Annotated in this window: 14 protein-coding genes; 7 read left to right on the top strand and 7 right to left on the bottom strand. The window is 60.5% G+C overall.

Annotation, left to right across the window (positions count from 1 at the left end):
* Positions 1–2: 2 nt before the first annotated feature.
* Both M2497_RS16180 and xylB read left to right on the top strand, forming a co-directional pair.
* Positions 3–1,004 (top strand): LacI family DNA-binding transcriptional regulator, encoded by a 1,002-nt coding sequence (locus M2497_RS16180; RefSeq protein WP_248481562.1) that lies wholly within the window; start codon positions 3–5, stop codon positions 1,002–1,004.
* 7 nt (positions 1,005–1,011) lie between these two features.
* The gene (gene xylB / locus M2497_RS16175) at positions 1,012–2,472 is read left to right on the top strand and encodes a xylulokinase (RefSeq protein WP_248481561.1); all 1,461 of its coding nucleotides are present in this window, start codon (positions 1,012–1,014) and stop codon (positions 2,470–2,472) included.
* A gap of 203 nt (positions 2,473–2,675) precedes the next feature.
* On the opposite strand, the gene M2497_RS16170 is transcribed toward xylB, so the two are convergent.
* Positions 2,676–3,116, bottom strand: coding sequence for an Lrp/AsnC family transcriptional regulator (locus M2497_RS16170; RefSeq protein WP_071488330.1), 441 nt, complete (start codon positions 3,114–3,116; stop codon positions 2,676–2,678).
* 109 nt (positions 3,117–3,225) lie between these two features.
* Between M2497_RS16170 and M2497_RS16165 the strand changes: the two genes are divergently transcribed.
* A complete protein-coding gene (locus M2497_RS16165; protein WP_248481560.1) occupies positions 3,226–4,125 on the top strand; it encodes a DMT family transporter in 900 nt (299 codons plus the stop codon).
* A 349-nt stretch (positions 4,126–4,474) separates the two neighbouring features.
* Positions 4,475–6,736: a hypothetical protein gene (locus tag M2497_RS16160; protein ID WP_248481559.1), complete on the top strand. Its 2,262-nt coding sequence runs from the start codon at positions 4,475–4,477 to the stop codon at positions 6,734–6,736.
* A gap of 120 nt (positions 6,737–6,856) precedes the next feature.
* Here the strand turns inward: M2497_RS16160 and M2497_RS16155 are convergent, their stop codons facing one another.
* The 3 genes from M2497_RS16155 to fabF all read right to left on the bottom strand — a co-directional run bounded on the left by M2497_RS16155 (position 6,857) and on the right by fabF (position 10,621).
* Complete coding sequence (locus tag M2497_RS16155) at positions 6,857–8,836, bottom strand: U32 family peptidase (RefSeq protein ID WP_248481558.1); 1,980 nt, start codon at positions 8,834–8,836, stop codon at positions 6,857–6,859.
* A gap of 70 nt (positions 8,837–8,906) precedes the next feature.
* Positions 8,907–9,287 carry a RidA family protein gene (locus tag M2497_RS16150; RefSeq protein WP_248481557.1) on the bottom strand — a complete coding sequence of 127 codons (381 nt, stop codon included), beginning with the start codon at positions 9,285–9,287 and terminating at the stop codon, positions 8,907–8,909.
* Between the two features lie 65 nt (positions 9,288–9,352).
* On the bottom strand, positions 9,353–10,621 hold the full coding sequence (gene fabF / locus M2497_RS16145; protein ID WP_248481556.1) for a beta-ketoacyl-ACP synthase II: 1,269 nt from the start codon (positions 10,619–10,621) through the stop codon (positions 9,353–9,355).
* 107 nt (positions 10,622–10,728) lie between these two features.
* Here fabF and M2497_RS16140 point away from each other — a divergent pair, with 107 nt between their 5' ends.
* Both M2497_RS16140 and M2497_RS30685 read left to right on the top strand, forming a co-directional pair.
* The gene (locus M2497_RS16140) at positions 10,729–11,217 is read left to right on the top strand and encodes a helix-turn-helix domain-containing protein (protein WP_248481554.1); all 489 of its coding nucleotides are present in this window, start codon (positions 10,729–10,731) and stop codon (positions 11,215–11,217) included.
* A gap of 115 nt (positions 11,218–11,332) precedes the next feature.
* The gene (locus tag M2497_RS30685; RefSeq protein WP_282578161.1) at positions 11,333–12,688 is read left to right on the top strand and encodes a PAS domain-containing methyl-accepting chemotaxis protein; all 1,356 of its coding nucleotides are present in this window, start codon (positions 11,333–11,335) and stop codon (positions 12,686–12,688) included.
* A gap of 50 nt (positions 12,689–12,738) precedes the next feature.
* Here M2497_RS30685 and M2497_RS16125 read toward each other — a convergent pair whose 3' ends face one another.
* Complete coding sequence (locus M2497_RS16125; RefSeq protein ID WP_248481552.1) at positions 12,739–14,061, bottom strand: OprD family porin; 1,323 nt, start codon at positions 14,059–14,061, stop codon at positions 12,739–12,741.
* Between the two features lie 493 nt (positions 14,062–14,554).
* On the opposite strand from M2497_RS16125, the gene M2497_RS30680 reads away from it, so the two are divergent.
* Positions 14,555–17,554, top strand: coding sequence for a type III effector HrpK domain-containing protein (locus tag M2497_RS30680; protein ID WP_282578160.1), 3,000 nt, complete (start codon positions 14,555–14,557; stop codon positions 17,552–17,554).
* A 58-nt stretch (positions 17,555–17,612) separates the two neighbouring features.
* On the opposite strand, the gene M2497_RS16110 is transcribed toward M2497_RS30680, so the two are convergent.
* The gene (locus M2497_RS16110) at positions 17,613–18,608 is read right to left on the bottom strand and encodes a glycosyltransferase family 2 protein (RefSeq protein WP_248481550.1); all 996 of its coding nucleotides are present in this window, start codon (positions 18,606–18,608) and stop codon (positions 17,613–17,615) included.
* Positions 18,575–19,315 (bottom strand): glycosyl transferase, encoded by a 741-nt coding sequence (locus M2497_RS16105; protein ID WP_248481548.1) that lies wholly within the window; start codon positions 19,313–19,315, stop codon positions 18,575–18,577. Before M2497_RS16105 ends, M2497_RS16110 begins: the two co-directional genes overlap by 34 nt.
* Between the last annotated feature and the right edge of the window lie 97 nt (positions 19,316–19,412).

The following is a 19,412-nucleotide window of genomic DNA, read 5'->3' as shown; positions in this document are numbered from 1 at the left end:
CCGTGGTCACCATGGATGACGTGGCAAGCAGGGCGGGGGTGTCGACGTCGACGGTGTCCCATGTGTTGAACGGCACCCGCAAGGTCAGCCCGGCAACGGTGCACGCGGTGCAGCAAGCGATCCAGGCGTTGGGCTACATCCCCAACACCCTGGCGCGTTCGCTGGCACGGTCAAGCACCAGCACGATTGGCGTGGCGATTTCGGCGCTGTCCAACCATTACTTCAGCGAAACCGTGCACGCCATTGAAAACGAGTGCGCCAAGCACGGCTACATGATGCTGTTTGTCGACACCCATGACGACCCGGAGCAGGAGCTACGGGTGGTCACGGCGCTGCATCATCGACGGGTCGACGGCATAGTGCTGGCGCCCTCCAACGGTTCCAAGGCCCTGCAGTACCTACGGGACAACCAGATCCCGGCGGTGTTGGTGGACCGCATGATGAGCGAGCAATTCGACCAGGTCGGGGTGGAGAACACGCAGTCCACCCAAGCCTTGGTTACCCACTTGATTGAACACGGCCACCGGCGCATCGGCTTTATCGCCGGGCGTGAGGGGTTCAGCACCACCGATGAGCGGGTTGCCGGATACCGCGCGGCGCTGCACGGCGCGGGGTTGGCGTTTGATCCGCAGTTGCTGGTCAACGGCGGCTCCAATACTGCGCCGGCGCGCCAGGCGACGGTGCAGTTGCTGGGCCTGGCGGCGCCACCCACGGCGATCATGGCCGGCAATAACCTGATGACCCTCGGCGCGATGCAGGCCCTGCGTGAGGCGCAGATCGACGTACCGTCGCAGATGGCCCTGGTGGGTTTTGATGATTTTGACTGGGCGGATTTTTTCGTGCCGCGCCTGACCCTGATCGCGCAGCCGGTCCAGGCACTGGGCACGCAGGCAGTGAACCTGTTGTTGCAGCGCATGGCGTCGCCCGACGCACCCGCCCACAGTGTGCGCCTGGCGCCGACTCTGCAATGGCGTAATTCATGTGGCTGTAATGGATTGGAATGACCCCCTTATGAGCAGTCCCGTTTCCCTCGGCATCGACCTCGGCACCTCGGAACTCAAGGCCATCCTCATGGATCTTGACGGTACGGTGCTGGCCCATGCCGGCGTGCGCTTGAGTGTGTCGCGGCGTCACAGCGGCTGGTCCGAGCAGGCGCCTGAAGATTGGTGGCAAGCGTGCCTGCAGGCGCTGGCCGAATTGCGCGGGCATCCTGGATTTGCCCGCGTGGCCTGTATCGGCCTGTCCGGGCAGATGCACGGCGCGGTGTTGCTGGGCACGGACAACCGCGTGTTGTACCCGGCGATCCTGTGGGACGACTCCCGTGCCATCGCCGAGGCCGAAGAGTTGGGTCCTGCGTTTGCCGACATCACCGGCAGCCTGCCCATGGCCGGGCTGACGGCGCCGAAACTGCTGTGGCTGCAACGCCATGAGCCTGAAGTGTTCAAGGCCATTGATTGCGTACTGTCGCCCAAGGATTACCTGCGCTTGCGCTTGAGTGGCGAGCGCATCGGCGAGATGTCCGACGCTGCGGGGACGTTGTGGCTGGATGTGGCGCAACGTGAGTGGTTCGCGCCGATGCTGCGGGCGACGGGTCTCTCGCCGGAGCAGATGCCTCGGCTGGTGGAAGGCGGCGCGGCGAGTGCCGTGCTGACGGCGCAAGGCCTGGGCTTGGCGCCCTCGGTGGTGATTGCCGGCGGCGGTGGTGACAACCCGGTGGCGGCCGTGGGGATCGGGGCGATCAATGCCGGTGATGGCTTCATCACCCTCGGCACCAGTGCTGCCATTGTCGCGATTACCGATCACGCCGCCGGTAATCCCGCGAGTGCCGTGCACAGCTTCTGCCATGCGCTGCCTGATCGCTGGTACACCATGGGCGCCATGCTCGCCGGTGCCAGTTGCCTGCGTTGGGTCACGCGGCTTACGGGAACGGCGGATGAGCAAACCTTGCTGGACCAGGTGCAGGCGCAGTTGCCGATCGAACAGCCAGTGCCACTTAGTACACCGTTGTTCCTACCGTACTTGGCCGGTGAACGCACCCCGCATAACGACCCGCTGCTGCGCGGTGGTTTCATGGGCCTGGGCCATGACTGTACACCGGCGATGCTCGGTTATGCGGTGATGGAAGGCGTGGGGTTCGGGCTGTTGGATGCGTTGCGTGCCGTGCAATCAACCGGTGCCGACGTGGGCGCCTGCGCGTTGGTGGGCGGAGGGGCGCGCAGTGAATACTGGGCGCAGTTGCTGGCTAATATCCTGCAGCGGGACATCTTCACCCTGCATGGCAGCGAATTGAGCGCGTGTATCGGTGCGGCGAAGCTGGGGTTTGTGGCGATAGAGCAGGGTGCACAATTGCTGGCGGCGGGGATGCCGGTCAAGGTCCGGTATAGACCAGATCTAATGCAGCAGCCGGTGTTGAAGGCGCGTTATCGCAAGTTTCAAGGTTTGCTGAGCGCGGCCAAGGCCCTTCACGAGTAGCCTTTTGTAGTGAGCGGGCTTGTCTGGGTGGCCTGTTTTGGTGAACTGGCCTGTTGTGGCGAGCGGGCTTGTCCCGCGTTGGGGCGCGAAGCGGCCCCTTTCAGCATCACCGCGCTTCTCCAGAATTTGGGGCCGCTTCGCAGCCCAACGCGGGGCAAGCCCGGTTCGCTCCCCACATCAGGACCCACAACAAGCTGCTGCCGCTAGTCGCCCAAGGGCGGCAGACGCCGTTTCACCGGGGTTTTCTTGACAATGGCCGTGTTGGTTTCAGCGTAGGCGTTGAGCCGGTCAAGCAGGCTGTCCAGGTGATCCATGGTGCGCACATGCAGGCGTGCGATGAAGCAATCCTCCCCAGTCACCTTGTCACACTCGGTAAACTCGGGGATCGCCTGGATCTGCCGCTCCACCTCATGCAATTTGCCCGGCAACGGGCGGATGCGCACGATGGCTTGGAGCAGATAACCGAAATGCCTGGGGTCGATGTCGACGGTGTAGTGGGTCAGCACGCCGCGCTCTTCGAGACGCCGGAGGCGTTCACCGACGCTCGGCGAAGACAGCCCGGTAATCCCGGCCAGGGCCTTGAGGGACAGACGCGAGTCGTCCATTAAAGCAGCGATCAGTTGCTGGTCAATGGTGTCAATCATGGTGTCCACCTAATAAGTAAAGGCAACTCAAGGCTTTTGCCTTTTTTAGTCGCTGGAGCCAGTCTCAACCAGATTGCCATAATTGGGCCTCACTTGAGGAGCCTCAATCATGGATACATCCATCCGTCGCGGGTCGTGGGAAATGGTCGCCGCCATGCTGATCTCGGGCACCATTGGCTGGTTTGTCCTGGTCTCCGGCGTGTCGGTGATCGAAGTGGTGTTCTGGCGCTGTGTGATCGGCGGGCTGACGTTGCTGTTGGTGTGCGCGTTGCTCGGTTATCTGCGTCTGGACCTGATCAGCTGGGCCAAGCTCAGCCTGGCGATGCTCAGTGGCGTGGCGATTGTCGGCAACTGGTTGCTGCTGTTCGAATCCTATTCCCGCGCGTCGATTGCCATCAGTACGGCGGTGTACAACGTGCAGCCGTTCATGCTGGTCGTGCTCGCCGCCGTGTTTTTAGGGGAAAAGATCACCGTGCAGAAACTCGCGTGGCTGAGCGTGGCGTTCCTGGGCATGTTGGCGATTGTTACCGCCCATGGTGATCAAACAACCGGCGACGATTACCTGACCGGCATCGCATTGGCACTGGGCGCAGCGTTGCTGTACGCGATTGCCGCGCTGATCATCAAACGCTTGAAAGCAGTGCCGCCACATTTGATGGCGTTGATCCAGGTAACCACCGGCGCGTTGTTACTGGCGCCGCTGGTGCCTTGGAACAGCTTGCCGGCTACGACCAGCGCCTGGGGCGCACTGGTGACACTCGGCGTGGTGCACACCGGCGTGATGTATGTGTTGTTGTACGGCGCGATCCAGAAACTGCCGACAGCCCTGACCGGTGCACTGTCGTTTATCTACCCGATTGCGGCGATCTTCGTCGATTGGATCGCCTTCGGGCATCGCCTGGGCTGGCTGCAATGGTTGGGGGTGCTGGCGATTCTATTGGCGGCGGCTGGATTGCAACGCGGTTGGTGGTGGCGATTAAAACCGAATGGGTGGACTGAGGACGCTTGAACCGCGTTTATTCACTCAAGTCGAGGGAACGAGTTCCTACGCCTGCGCCACACATGGAGACAACTTTAAGACGAAGCGTACTGCCCGTTTTAGCGAAAACTCTCTCCCGTGATGATGAAAGATGAAATCCAACTTACTCAGCTCTCCGACGCATAAATCTCTGGCAACGCAGATTCAACAGGAGTCGCAACCCACGAATAACCGTCATCGACGCGAGGTGGAATCCCCTGCCGTTCGAACCGAACCAGGACCACCGGAAGTAGCGCAGCCTAAATCCGGAGGTATTTCCAAGCCCAACGTTACATCAAGGGAGTCCTCATCAGAGCTCCCCAAAAGCTCAATGCGTTGGGTGAGTTATCAACACGGTGTCAATCTTGCCGAAGCGCTGGAACCTGGTTCTTCGAAGCGAATGACTCAGGAAGAACTGATCGCCCTACCGGAAAAAATGAGCGCAGCGGCCGTTACACCTGAGCAAGAAGAGTTGATTGCTGCGACACGCGTTGGTCCTGCGCTGGAGTGGGCTGTAGCTAACGGAGTCCTTGAAGAAAAAACCGATTACTCACAAGCGGAAATTCACGAGGCTATTACGGCGCTGAATCTCCATTTCGAAAAAATGGCGAATGCAGTCAGCACGCTGACCACGCCTATGCCGATGAGAAAAAATTACTTCATCGGTACACAACTCGTATCGCCCATCAAGGGCCATGCCGATCCGGATAATCCAAAATACCCGGTGGCGCTCTATGATGACAAAAAGTTTGCGGAAGACTTTAAAGTTGATCTAGCGTCCAAAAAAGCCGCTTATGGCACGATCATCCAACAGTTGGTCGCTACGCTTCCATTGCCGGATCGGATAGCCATCGGGCAGGGTGAAGTCGAAGTGTACGCAATGAAGGCGCCGGGAGAGGGCGGTGAGCTTGAACGCACCGAATTCTTGATTAAAACGGTTCACAAGGGAAAGACAACGGTTTATCAAATTGCCCCTGAACGGGGAACTGCCACCAAGCGTGATGACTTCATCAAACTCTTCAACGGCAACGACGTTATCGGGAAGCAAAAATTATCCGATGGCAGTTATTCCAGTGTGTTCACTGCTTGGGAAAGGCCGAATATTCAAGACGGCCGGTATCAGCCAAGGGTGGATCACCGACCTGGCGCGGCATTGGACAATACGCCTTTTTCAGCACAGCTTCATACGTTGGAGCCGCTGGCGAAATGGCCTGCGGCACCGGAAGACGCAGAGGGAAGCGCCAGCCCGCAGGCATCCTTCTTAGAGCGAAGCAATCAGATCGGGACCGCCGTATCCCAAAAACTGTTTTATGCGAAGGACCTGGATTTGCTGCTGATGGCGGAAGAAGACCCGGAGCGGGTCACCGAATCCGAAAAAAAGGACAGGGAGAACTATCAGACTTTCAAAGAGGACAGGGAGAAACGTCGCCAATTGCTCAAAGGTTTTGTGCCTTTCTGGCGCGGAATCGAGGCAATTATTGACGGTCGCCCAATCGAAGGGATCGCACAAATATGGATAGATATCCTGACATTCATGATGCCCGTTGAAAAAGCCGCCGCAGGTGTAGTGAGGGCCGGTTTCCAGATGATTAAACGCGTGATTCCAAAGTTTTTGAAACTGTCGACAAACTTCGCCAGCTACACCTTCAAACCGGGTGTTGCAGGAATTAAATGGGAAGGTGGCGTGCAGGGGCTGAAATGGACATCGAGCGCTTCCAAGGGGGCAGCCAAGGGGGCAGAACAATTCAGGGGCGCTATGGCTACCATACCTCTGACCCAGCCGGGCGTTAGAGAAATTGAGTTGGGAGGTATCAAGTATTTTGTTGCCGCAAAGCCTGACGCAGGGGATGGCGTCCACTACAGTCTGCGAGTGGTGAGCCCGGATGACTCGACGAAGCTAATCAATAGCGGGAAAGTTGCCAAGCCTGATGAGGCAGGTGTTTGGAAAATGCCCGAAAGGGCGGGTCGAGATGTAAGCGGCGCGCCCATGACGCAGATGAAGGGGACAATGCAAGAGCTCGGTGTCCTAGGCGGTGAAATACATACGTTTACGGATATCTATAAGGGCGAGACACGGCTGAATGTTGTCGCGCATGGCATAGAACGGAGCCCTGCGGAAGTAGCGGCGGGCGTTCCTTCTAAAGTGATGGTTGATGGCAAAGCTTACAGCGCAAAAGAGTTGGTTGCGTATTTGAAGACACAGGGTATTGATCCCGCAAATCCGCGCTATAAAAATGTCCGGCTGTTGATATGTTATGCGGCAGACGGCGGAAAGCATTCGTTTGCCAGCGATTTTCAAAAGATTGTGGGTAAACCTGTTAAGGCCTTTGAAGGAACCGTCACCACGTCGCATGGCGCGACGGCCATGGAATATGTTCGCAAAGAGTTAATAAAAGACATGCGCGCCTTACATCCAGACTTGGATGACAACGGTATCGAACTTTTGGTCCAAGCCGAGATAGAAAAACTCTTTAGTCAAAAGTCCATCTTCGTCAACAAAGCCGACGGCACCCTCGTGCAAATACAAACGGCGCCTCAGGGCGCCAACATCGGTGAGCATATACTTAGGATTGAATATAAACCGGTACATTTCACCCGGTGACGCTCTTCTCTCACTGACGGGCCGCTTTAGAACAAGGCGGCGTATCATTAAAAACTGCCGTTTGTAAAAGCGAACGTGCTCACCGACTTTTTGTGAGCACGCTCTCCTATACGTTGGGGATCAGTGCGTGCCCTGGAAAATAATGTTTTCCGGGTTGAAGTGCTCCACCGCGCTGCCCGGCTGCGGCAAGCCGAGGATGTGGCCCTTGATCTTGCCCACCACGTGCATCTCGCAGGGTTTGCAGTCGAACTTCAGGGTCAACACTTCATCGCCATGGATCAACTGCATCGGCGCCACCTTGGTCTTCACGCCCGTGACGCCCTTGGCCTGTTTAGGGCACAGGTTGAACGAGAAGCGCAGGCAGTGCTTGGTGATCATCACCGGTACTTCGCCGGTTTCTTCGTGGCCTTCGAAGGCGGCGTCGATCAGCTTCACCCCGTGGCGGTGGTAGAAGTCGCGGGCTTTCTGGTTGTAGACGTTGGCGAGGAACGACAGGTGCGCGTCGGGGTACACCGGCGGTGGCGTTGTTTCCGCCTTGCGGCCACCCCTTGGGTGCGCAGCCACGCGCGCGGCGGTCAGCGCTTCGATCACTTCACGGCGCAGGGCCTTGAGCTGTGAGTTGGGGATGAAGAACGCTTGCGGCGCATCCAGTTGGATGTCGGTCGCGTGGTATTCGGTGGTGCCCAGTTGGCCGAGCAGGTCGCGCAGGGTGTCCAGCGCCTGTTCCGGTTTGTTGGCCACGCCGAACGGGCCGGGCAGGGTGACACTGGCGCTGATGCCTTCTTCGCTGGTGGCGGTGACTTCCAGCTGCGCTTCGCGCAGACGTGCGGCCCAGGTCAGGCCGATACGGCGCTCGGATGAGGTCTTGAGCAGCGCCTGTTGCCAGTTGTGGTCCAGGTTGCGGTTCAACGGGTGATTCGGGCGCAGCTGATGCAGGCCGGCCGGCATCTCGTTCGGCTCGACGCGGTAGCGGTAGCGCTTCTCGCCGTCTTCCTCGAACTCGCCTTTAGGCTCGGCAATATTGGCGCGGAACCCCACCACTTCGCGCTTGACCAGCACATTCAAGCCATCGCCATTCGACAATGGCTCATGGGTAACCACTTGCAGGTCGCGCTTGCCGGCTTTTTCCACCACACCCACCGGCAAGCCGGTGAAAGTCGGGGTGTCGAAGGCGCCGATATCGACCTTGCGGTCGTTGACGAAATAGTCGGTGCTGCCCCGGTGGAAGGTTTTTTCCGGGTCAGGCAGGAAGAAATGCGCAGTACGGCCGCTGGACGCGCGCGCCAGGTCCGGGCGGTCTTCAAGCACGTCATCCAGGCGCTGGCGGTAATAGGCAGTGATGTTCTTCACATAACCCATGTCCTTGTAGCGGCCTTCGATCTTGAACGAACGCACGCCGGCTTCAACCAGTGCGCGGATGTTGGCGCTCTGGTTGTTGTCTTTCATCGACAGCAGGTGCTTTTCAAAGGCCACGACGCGGCCCTGATCGTCTTTGAGGGTATACGGCAGGCGACAGGCCTGGGAGCAGTCGCCACGGTTGGCGCTGCGGCCGTTCTGCGCGTGGGAGATGTTGCACTGCCCGGAGAACGCCACGCACAGGGCGCCGTGGATGAAGAACTCGATGGCGGCATCGGTTTCGTCGGCAATGGCGCGGATCTCTTGCAGGTTCAGCTCACGGGCCAATACCAACTGCGAGAAACCGGCCTGGTCGAGAAACTTGGCACGGCCCAGGGTACGGATATCGGTCTGGGTGCTGGCGTGCAGCTCGATGGGCGGAATATCCAGCTCCATCACGCCCAGGTCTTGCACGATCAACGCATCGACGCCGGCGTCGTAGAGCTGATGGATCAGCTTGCGCGCAGGTTCCAGTTCGTTGTCATGCAGGATGGTGTTGATCGTGGTGAAGACGCGGGCGTGGTAACGGCGGGCGAATTCCACCAGCTGCGCGATATCGCTCACGTCGTTACAGGCGTTATGGCGCGCGCCGAAGCTCGGGCCGCCGATGTACACGGCGTCGGCGCCATGCAGGATCGCCTCGCGCGCGATGGCGACATCGCGGGCAGGGCTGAGCAATTCAAGGTGGTGCTTGGGCAAGGACATAGTTTTTTTAGTCAGGCTTGTCACGGTTGAGGCGCGCATTGTAGCTGTGAAATGCCTGACCGGCACCCACTCAGGCCTGAGCGGCCATCGCCGTGACTTCCACGCGCATGCCGTCGACCGCCAACGCAGCTACGCCAACCGCCGCGCGCACGGGCCAGGGCTTGGCGAAGAAGCGTTTGTAGACTTCGTTGAAAGCGGCGCGATCGGCCATGTCCGTCAGATAAATGGTCAGGTGCATCACCCGGTCCATGGAGCTGCCGGCCTTTTCCAGGGCGACTTTCAGGGCTTGCAGGGTGCATTCGCTTTGCAGGGTGATGTCGCCCAGTTCCAGGCTGCCATCGGCACGGGTCGGGATCTGGGTGGACACCAGGATGCCGTTGAAGCCGATCACATCCGAAGAAATCGAGTCGACATCGGGGTCAGGGGTGTAGTGCAGGTCGTGGTTGGCCATGGGCGCCTCGCGTTGGCAGGTTCAGAAAGGCGCCCATGGTCCCCGAAAATCACCGCAGGGGCAAACTACGCCCAGCGGCGGAACAGCACGCTGGCATTTACGCCGCCAAAGCCGAAACCGTTGGACAGTGCATAGTCAATCGGCATCGGCCGGGCAGCACCGCGCAGCATGTCGAGGCCGTCGGCGAGGGCGTCGGGGTTTTGCAGGTTGAGGGTGACCGGGGCGATCTGGTCGCGCAGGGCAAGCACGGTGAAGATGGCCTCGATACCGCCCGCCGCCCCCAGCAGATGGCCGGTGGCGGATTTGGTCGAACTGATCGCCGGGCTGCCGTTTGCACCGAATACCGTCCTGATCGCGGCCAATTCGCCTTTATCACCCACCGGAGTCGAGGTGGCGTGGGCATTCAAGTACTGCACCTGGTCTGCGCCGATCCCCGCCTGACGCAAGGCCTGCTGCATCGCTCGGCGTGCGCCGTCGCCGTCTTCCGGGCCGGCGGTCATGTGATAGGCATCGGCACTGGTGCCGTAGCCGACCAATTCGGCAATCGGCTGCGCACCTCGGGCCAGGGCGTGCTCCAGCTCCTCGATGACCAGGATGCCGGCGCCTTCGCCCATGACGAAGCCGTCCCGCGCCTGGTCGAAAGGGCGCGAAGCCTGCTCCGGGCTATCGTTAAAGTCACTGGACAACGCCCGCGCCGCCGCAAACCCGGCAAGGCTGACGCGATGGATCGCTGCTTCGGCACCGCCGCACACAGCCACATCCACTTCACCGGCGCGGATCATGCGCGCCGCATCACCGATGGCTTGCACACCCGCTGCGCAGGCCGTCACCGGCGCACCCAGCGGGCCTTTCAAGCCGCAGTTGATCGACACATGCCCGGCGGCCATGTTGCTCAGGAACGACGGGATGGTGAACGGCGACAACCGCCGTGGGCCTTTGCTGTCGGTGGTGCGTACCGCGTCGGCAATCGCCGGGAAGCCGCCGACACCCGAGGCGATGATGGTCGCGGTGCGCTCCTGCGCTTCGGGCGTGCTCGGCGCCCAGCCGGCCTGCTTCAAGGCTTCATCCGCCGCCGCCAGTGCGAACAGGATGAAGCGGTCCATCTTGCGCTGTTCCTTGGCTGCCAGCAGTCGATCAGGGTCGAACCCGGCGTCTGGATCCTGCTGCACGCTCTGCACCTGGCCACCGATGCTCACGGCCAGGTCTCCGATCAGGTCTTCCGGTAAGCGACGAATACCCGACTGCCCGGCCAGCAGGCGTTGCCAGGTGGATTCCACGTCAGCGCCCAATGGCGTCAGTGCGCCCATACCTGTTACAACGATGCGTTTACTCATGATCAATCGACTCCAGTTGCGGTGAAGGAACAGACCTTATGGACGTCACTATCATCATGAAAGTAACATGGCGTCACGCACATTGGCACTGACCCACAGGAATCCCCATGCAACGCAAGTCCCTCACCAGCGACGAATGCCCCATTGCCCGCAGCCTTGAGCGGGTAGGGGAGTGGTGGAGCATCCTGATCATGCGCGACGCATTGCAGGGCTTGCGTCGGTTCGATGAGTTCTCGCGCAGCCTGGGCATCGCGCCGAATATGCTCACGCGTCGCCTGAGTGCCTTGGTGGAGGCGGGGATGCTGGAGCGCCGCGCCTACAGCGAACGACCGCCGCGCTACGAATATGTGCCGACGGCCAAAGGCGAGGATTTCCGTATGGTGTTGATGTCACTGGTGGCCTGGGGCAATCGGCATTACGCCGAGGAGGGCACCAGTGTCGAGTTGGTGGAGCGTGAAACAGGCAAGCCGGTGCAGCCCATGTTGGCCAGCGCGGATGGCCAAGTGGTGGGGTTTGACCAGTGCACGCTACAGGCCGGTCCGGCGGCCAGTGCCGGCATGCGCGAGCGCCTCGCTTTGCTAGGCGCAAAACCCTGATTGCGCAAGTATTTGACGCCAGAAAATAATCCCCTCAAGGCCTGTAAAGTCGCGTATTTCACAGCCGATAGCCCTCTATAAGACACGGGTTTTTTCGCGCCGCTGAGGGTACGTCATGTTCAATACAACACTGAAAACAGAACTGGCGGCCAGGACGGCCGAAGTCACCGAGTACAAAGGACTGATCAGTGCACTGGAGCGCTCCATGGCCGTGGTCGAATTCGACCTGAACGGCAAAGTGCTGCGGGCCAACGACAACTTCCTCAAGATCCTGGGCTACAGCGCCAGTCAACTGGCCGGCAAGTCCCATCGCGACTTTTGCCCGCCGGCGCTGACCAGCAGCCCGGCCTACAGCCAGTTCTGGAGTGATTTGAAAGCCGGCAAGTTTGTCTCCGGCACGTTCAAGCGCGTGGATGCCAACGGCCGGACCCTTTGGTTGGAAGCCAGCTACAACCCAGTGCTGGACGAGCGCGGCCAGGTGCTGAAAGTGGTCAAGTACGCGCTGGACGTCACCGCCCAGGTGGAGCAGGACGCGGCCACCCGCAGCAAGTTGACGGCCGTGGACCGTGCGATGGCCGTTATCGAGTTCGACTTGAGTGGCCAGGTGCTGGACGCCAACGCGAACTTCCTCAACGTAATGGGCTATTCCCTGGCGGAAATCAAAGGCAAGCACCACCGGCTGTTTTGCGAGCCTGCGCTGGTCAACAGCCATGAATATGCCGACTTCTGGCGCCGCTTGAACAATGGTGAGTTCTTCACCGGGCAATTCAAGCGCCTGGGCAAGCACGGGCGTGTGGTGTGGCTGGAGGCCAGTTACAACCCGGTGTACGACGGCGACGGCAAACTGATCAAGATCGCCAAGTTCGCCAGCGACATCACCGAGCGCGTGGAAAAATTCGAAGAGGACTCTCGTGGCGCCTCACGCGCCTACCATATTTCCTCCGAGACCGAGCGGTTTGCCGAGCATGGCACCCAGGTGATCCAGGAGACCGCCACGGAAATGCGCCGCATCGCCGAGAACATTGGCGCGTCTGCGCGGCTGGTGGGGCAACTGGGCGACCGTTCCGAACAGATCACGGCCATCGTCAATACCATTCGCGGCATTGCCGACCAGACCAACCTGTTGGCGCTCAACGCCGCCATCGAGGCGGCGCGCGCCGGGGACCAGGGGCGTGGTTTCGCGGTGGTGGCCGATGAGGTGCGGCAACTGGCCGGACGCACCAGCCGCTCCACGGCGGAAATCGCCGAGATGATCGGCATGATCCTCTCGGAAACCCGCGACGCGGTGACCAGCATGAACGCGACCCAGGAAGGCGCGCAACGCGGCGTCAGCCTGGCTGATCAGGCGGGTTCGGTGATCCTGCAGATTCGCACCAGCACCAGCGATGCGGTGCAGGCGGTGAGCATGTTCGCGTCGAAACTGGATGAGTCGGAAGTCATACCCAAGACTGCGGTCGGCTGGGTAGGCTGACGCTCTCCATTTGGAGGAGCGAGCAAGCTCGCTCCTCCAGTGGGCCTTGTTTAGAGCAGGGTAAACGGATAGTCGACGATCAACCGCAGCTCGTTCAGGTCACCATCGCGCTGGTCGGCATTCGACGCCACGATCGCATCACGCACACGCAACGACAGATTCTTCGCCGGGCCACTCTGGATTACGTACTTGGCTTCCAGGTCGGTCTCGTGGTGTGCGCCATCCGCACCGTAATTACCGACATAGGCGCTATGGGCCGGCGTGTGGGTGCCATCGATATCCGAGCCGTTGATATAGCGGCCCATGAAACTCAACCCCGGCACGCCATAACTGGCCATGTTCAGGTCATAGCGGATACCCCAGGACTGCTCGCCCGGGCCGTTGAAGTCGTTCCATTGCACCGAGTTGGCCAGGTACACCGAATCGCCGCCTTCGCCGGCGCCGTTGTTGCCGGTGCCGATGTAGTCGAACGGCGTGTCGCCATGCACCTTCTGGAACGACAGCGTCAGGGTGTGCGCCTGCAGGAACGAATACGCCGCCGCCACCGAGTAGGTGGTGTTGTTGATCGCCCCGGCCTTGGCGCTGCCAGTGTCGAGGGTGCGGTACAGGTTGCCGTCCAGCGTCAGGGACTGGTCATGCGCCAACGGGATCACGTAGTTGAGGTTGGTGTAGTACTGGCGCCAGATGTCTTCCAGTTCACCGGCATACAGCGTCGCGCTCAGGGACGGGCTGAAGCTGTACTTGCCGCCGACAAAACTTGCGCTGTTGGCGGCGATGTTGGCGTAGGTGGCGTAGATATCGTGGTCATGGTTGCTGGTCATGCCACTGTTGGTGCTGGTGAAATGCCCGGCTTCCAGGTCCAGGCCGGCGATTTCGCTGCTGGTCAGGTCAAACCCGGTGGCGGTCTGCGGCAACAGGCGAGTGCCGCCGGTGGCGAAGACCGGGGCGGTGGGCTGCATGTCGCCGAATTTGAGCTGGGTCTTGGAGACTTTGATCTTCACTGCGGCGCCGACTGAGCCGTAGGCGTCTTCGGGATCGCCATGGCGGTCGGTCGGCAGGTTGCCGGTGCCGGCGTCCGCATGGGTGGCATCGAGTTTCAGCCCGCCGTAGGCATAGGCGTCCACGCCGAAGCCGAGGGTGCCCTGGGTGAAACCCGAGGCGTAGTTGAGCATTGCGCCCTGGGTCCAGTCGATATTATCGGCCCGGCCGCCTTCACGGTTGCGGTTCATGTAGTAGTTGCGCAACAACCCGGTGACGCTGCTGCCCTCGACAAATCCCTTGGCATCCGCCTGGTCGCTGACCGACTCGGCAAAGGCCATCTGGCTGATACCGGCACACACCGCCAGTGCCAATAGGCTCGACTGTTTAATCATGTTGTGACTTCCCCGGAATAATGAACGCGCGCACAGAAACACCGCACTTATCGAATGGCGCATAACGTTGTTTGGGCAGATGTTTGCAGGTGAGCTGTTACGGTTTTTTATTGTGTTCGGCGTGGTTGCCGAGGTGGATTCCAGGCACAGTCTGCGCGGCCGCCAGCGGGCCAAGGGATGAAACTCAATTAATTAAACTTCACGCTGTTTAATTTCTTTCGGGTGTACGTTGAACCTGTCTTAGCCGCTCTGCTTCGACAACATCCTTTGGTTGCCGCCGCAGGCTCTGCGGCGGATTTTTTCACAACATTTCACAAGCCGGGTTTCATCCCTTCGGCATCGGTGCATCAGTGGCTTGCAAGGCGCGCGACGTCGACCCGATAGGTCGGCCTGTCATCTTTCAGTAACCCTCAAGGTCTTTGCTCTCCTGACCGGCCCGACATGATCGCCCATGACGATCATGCACTGGCCCCCGTCATCAAGGAGCACGCGCATGTCAGCACCGGTCAGCAATGCACCCGCGATCAAGACTGTCACGAATAACGATTCCAGCGCCGAATGGGGTAACGCGGTCGATCGGGCCAAGGCCAAGGACGCCGGTATCGAATGGCAGCGCCCCAAGGATGACCACCGCTCGGCCCAAGACATCATCGACGATAGCCCGCTGCTGAAGAACCTCGGCAACCAGAGCGGAGTGAAGGACAAGTTGCGCGAACGTGTCGGTGATTTTGAGCACGATGCGGACGCGGCTTATCGCGCCAACCAGGTGCTGGGCCACGTCGAGCGCTTCGATGAAAACGGTTCGCGCCTGGCTGGCAACACGATCGACAATGGTCGCGTGGACGGTTTCACCAAGGGCGGCGATGCCAAGCACGGCACCGAGGCCGGGCGCCTTCAAGACTTCGGCAAGTATGGCTGGGAGAACCTCAAGGGCGAGCTGCCGCACGCGGACACGGTGGGCCAGGACGATAAGCGCCGTGAGGCGGCGGACAAGGCTGGCATCGTCTGGGTGCTGCCGGAGGGCGACAAGCGTTCGGCGCAGGACATCATCAATGACAACCCGTTGCTGAAGAACCTTGGCAACCAGAGTGGGGTGAAGGATGCGTTGAAAGAGCAGGTCGGGGACTTCGACAAGGACCCGAACGCGGCCTTCCGTGCCAGCCAGGTGCTCGACCGGGTGGTGGGTTATGACGAGAAAGGCAACGCGTTGACAGGCAAGGATGTGGCCAACAGCAGTGTCGACGGCTTTACCAAGAGCGGTGAAGCGCGCCATGGCACCGAAGCGGGGCGCTTGCAGGATTTCGGCAAGTACGGTTACGAAGCGCTGGGCAAGCCCCCGTCCAACGACCAGATCGGTAGCTACAAAGACTTTCTCAAGACCCATCCGGAGGCCGACGCAGGCTCCAGGCAGATCGCTCAGTACGGCGCGATCCTGGATGCCAAGTTCGATTCGATCCGCGGCAAGACCGGCGGCGATGGCGCTGTCACCGAACAGAATATCAAGGACTACCTCAAGCAAAACCCGCAACTGAGCAAGGACGAGAAAGAGGCGCTCAACTTCTTCGCCCAGCCTGGCGCCTTCCGCAAGCTCGACACCGCCGGCAACAGTATCGGTGATAAGCCCGACGGCAAGGTCAGCCGCGACGACGTGCAGGCCTGGCTGAAGACATCCGCACCCACCGATGCCCGGAGTCTGGCCAGCCTGATCACCGACGTGGCCACCGGTAACCTCACGGGCAAGGTCGCCACCAGCAAGCTGGACAAGGACATCTTCGAGCATCCGGAAAAGTACTCGGCCGAGCAGAAGGCCGCAGTGCTGCTGGAACTGCAGGAGACGCAGAAACTTGTGGTCGACGGCGCCAACGCCGGGGTCTGGAACAGCGACTATGGCAAGGTTTCCATCGCCAACCGCTCGGGCGCGATCTGGGAGCCGCAAAAGCTGCTGCAAGACATCAACGACCACATGGCCATCTTGCAGGGCGACAAGCCAACTGCCGAGTACATCAAGAACGCCGGCGACCAGGCGGTGAAGACCCTGTTTGAAGAGAATCCCGGCCTGAAGGACGCCGTTACCAAGACCTATGAGGACCAGGTCAAGTCCGGCAAGGCCCTGGACGCCGCGTGGGACGCCAACACCAAGGACGGCAAGACCGACCAGCACACAGCGCTAGCCGGTTTCTACGCCACCGCCACCAGCCTGCAGTCGATTCTGGGTATCGACGATGCCAAGGCGATCCAGGGCGCGGTCGCCAAATCCACGCATAACGAAGACTTCAAGACCTTCTACAAGGATCAGTTGGCCAGTGGCGACCGCCTGCGTGAGTTGCTCAAGCACAACACGCCCGAGCAGGCCGCCTCGGAGTTCAGCCTGGAAGTAGCGCTTTATAACGCCGCGCTCGATCCGGCCTTCACGGCCCAGCACGACCAACAGCTCAACGAGAATTTCTCCAGCATCGCCCAGGAGAACCTGTTCAAGGGGGCTGGCTTCGACGACATCAAGACCGCTTTCGGCAAGGACGGCGGCGCGGAGTTGGACGAAGACAAGGTCCGCACGTTGATCGACCAAATGCGCAAGGAAAGTCCCGAGCTGCTGCTGAACCAGGACGGCACCGTGGCCACCACCGACCAGGTCCTGGCGGGTTTCCGTGGCAACTGGGACCTGCTCCGCCAGGGCACCAAGGCCCTGGACAAGATGGGCAAGTTGTCGGACTTCGACCCCAATGGCGGCGCCAAAGGCGCCTACGGCAGCGGTGTACTGCATGGTGTAAGCGGCCTGTTCCTGGCGGGTGTCACCATTGCACGCGGGGCGCAGAGCGGTGGAAAGCTGACCACGCGCAACATCGTCGACATCACCACCGGCTCCGTGCAGACCACCACCGTGCTGATCGAGGGCGGCACCAAGGGCTACCAGGAACACCTCGCCAAGTCGATCAAGAACGGTGAGCAGACCCTCAAGGATATGAAAGACGGCAAGGTCATGCTCGACCTGCTCGATGAGGTCAAGGACAACGTCAAGGATGGCAAGCACGCCAAGGTCGTGGCGAAGAACTTCGAGGAAGCCGCCAAAGGTATCGGCGGCCTGGCCGGCATCGTCGTCGGGGCGTATGGCATTTTTGATGGCGTCAACGCGTTGCGTCGTGGCGACAAGCTGAGCGGTGGCTTCGGCATTACCGCAGGCTCGCTGGGTGTGCTGGCCGGCAGCGCCTCGGCCGCGGAGGGCGGCCTGGGTTTACTCGGGGCGAACCTGCCACGGTTTCTCCCGGGCCTGGCGGCCACGGCGGGCGTGCTGGGCTTCCTGGCGGCTGGCGTGGCGGTACTGGCGGCCATCGTGCCCGGCCTGGTCAAGGAAGGACAGGCACAGGCCAAGTCGGATAAGTTCGGCGAAGTGCTGGGGGATTCAATCCAGCGTTATGGCATTGATGGCGTCAAGGATGGAACGATTGCCGATATTCCTACCAAGGATTGGCCAGGCGGGGAGCAATGGACTTCGTGAGATAGGCTCGCCCACCGGTGCCGGTGACCCGACATCGGTGGGCGTTCTGATTCTGGAGTCACTTGAACGTCACCCGCCATAGCCGCGTGACCAGGTGATACGTCACCACCAGGCTGAACCGGAACCAAACACCCACCGCCACCATCACCCATAACAGAAAGGGGTACTTGCGACGAAAGAACTTCCGATAGAAGTGCAATATGCCCCTGTGCTTATGCCATTCGACGAAGTAAGGCCGATGTTGGCTGCAGCCGCCCAATGCGTGGGTTACCCGGGCGTCCGGCACAAACAGGACGACCCATCCAGCCTGGCGCAAACGCATACACCAATCCAGGTCTTCGCAATGCAGGAAGTAGCGTTCGTCCCATAAGCCGATGTGCTCGATGGTTTCCCGCTTGATCAGCATACAGGCGCCGGAGATGGCTTCCACGGCAATGGGCGTGGAGGGCAATGGCTCCTGGTGCAATAAAAAATCAGAGAACAGCGACGGCATTACCCGCGCAAGGCGCGACAGGCCAAAGGCCCGCATGAATGCGCGCCGTGGGGTTGGGAATACCCGCCGCCCGCCCGGTTGCTCACGGCCGTCCAGGCCGCACAGTAACCCACCGACGGCGCCGACGTGCGGGGTGCTACGCAGTACGGCGAGTAAACGGGCTATCGCATCGGCGGCGATCACGGTGTCGGGATTGAGGAAGAGCAGGTTCGCCGCCGTGGAAAGGCGCGCGCCCTGGTTGCAGGCCACGGCGAAACCGAGGTTGGCCTCATTGCGCATGATGTGCAGTGAATCGCTGAGGAGAGGCTCGCCCTCCAACAGGCCCAGGCTATCATCGTGGGAAGCGTTATCAATGACGATGATCCGCGTCGCCCCCGCGTTGAAAACCGATGTGACACAGGCCAACAGCATCTGCCCTGCGTTGTAGTTGACGATAATGACATCGCACTCAGCCTGGGCTTGCGAGGTGAGCAACACGTGCTTTTGAGGTGTTTCCAGTACAGCCAACGTCGCCACTCCCTGTGTACTCAAGGTATTGCCGTAGAAAAACGAACCGTCCACGAGTTATCACGACGAAAACTCCGGGTCTGCTCATCTGATGGATTGAAACGCAGGGCTTTTTCCATCGCCGCGCCGACCCCTTCGGGGCCGTCCAGCAAAAACGTGCCAGGGCAAGCGCCCCGGTGCGCCATCTCGCCAAACACGGTGCTGATCACCGGCAGGCCGAGTGCGCGGTACTCGTAGTATTTGATGGGGTCGACAAACTGTGTCAGCGCGTCGCATTTGAAGGGGATCAGCCCGATATCGAAGCCAGCCATGGCGGCCATGGCATCCGGGTGCGAGAGCTCCCCGATCAATTGGATATTGCTAGGCAGATCCCCAGGCGGGCGTGTGTGTATTGGCCCGACCAAGCGTATTTGCGCCAGGGGAAATGCCTCGGCAAGCGCCACGACGATTTCCCAGGCGAACCACTTCGCAATAGTGCCGACATAGCCCACCACCAGCGGGTTGGCGTTTCCTGCGTGCCTGGTGATGCGGTAAGGAAGACGCTCTGTGGCACAGGCGTTGCCGAGTAATGTCACCCTGTCGCAATACGTCGACAATTGCGCGTGCAGCGCGGAGGAGGATGTCAGCACGGTGGAGACGGTTTGCGCTGTTGTCCGCTGGCGCCGAGCCATGGCCCGACGCGATAAGCCGGTATAAAACTCGCAGAAGTTGTCCATGGCGTCGTAGAAACTTGCTTCAAACAACGGTTCTCGCAGCAGCATTGACGCTAGGCAAGAGGGTTTTCCAATGCCCAGCATCGTGGGCTGCAGTGCCAATTGCCGCACGCGCGTGAACAGGGGTTGCCAGAGTAGTCGGTTG

The organism is Pseudomonas sp. CYM-20-01, assembly GCF_023169845.1.
Classification (GTDB): Bacteria; Pseudomonadota; Gammaproteobacteria; order Pseudomonadales; family Pseudomonadaceae; genus Aquipseudomonas; species Aquipseudomonas azotoformans.
The sequence above is the reverse complement of the archived record's forward strand: the minus strand, read 5'-3'. Positions and strand labels throughout refer to the sequence as shown.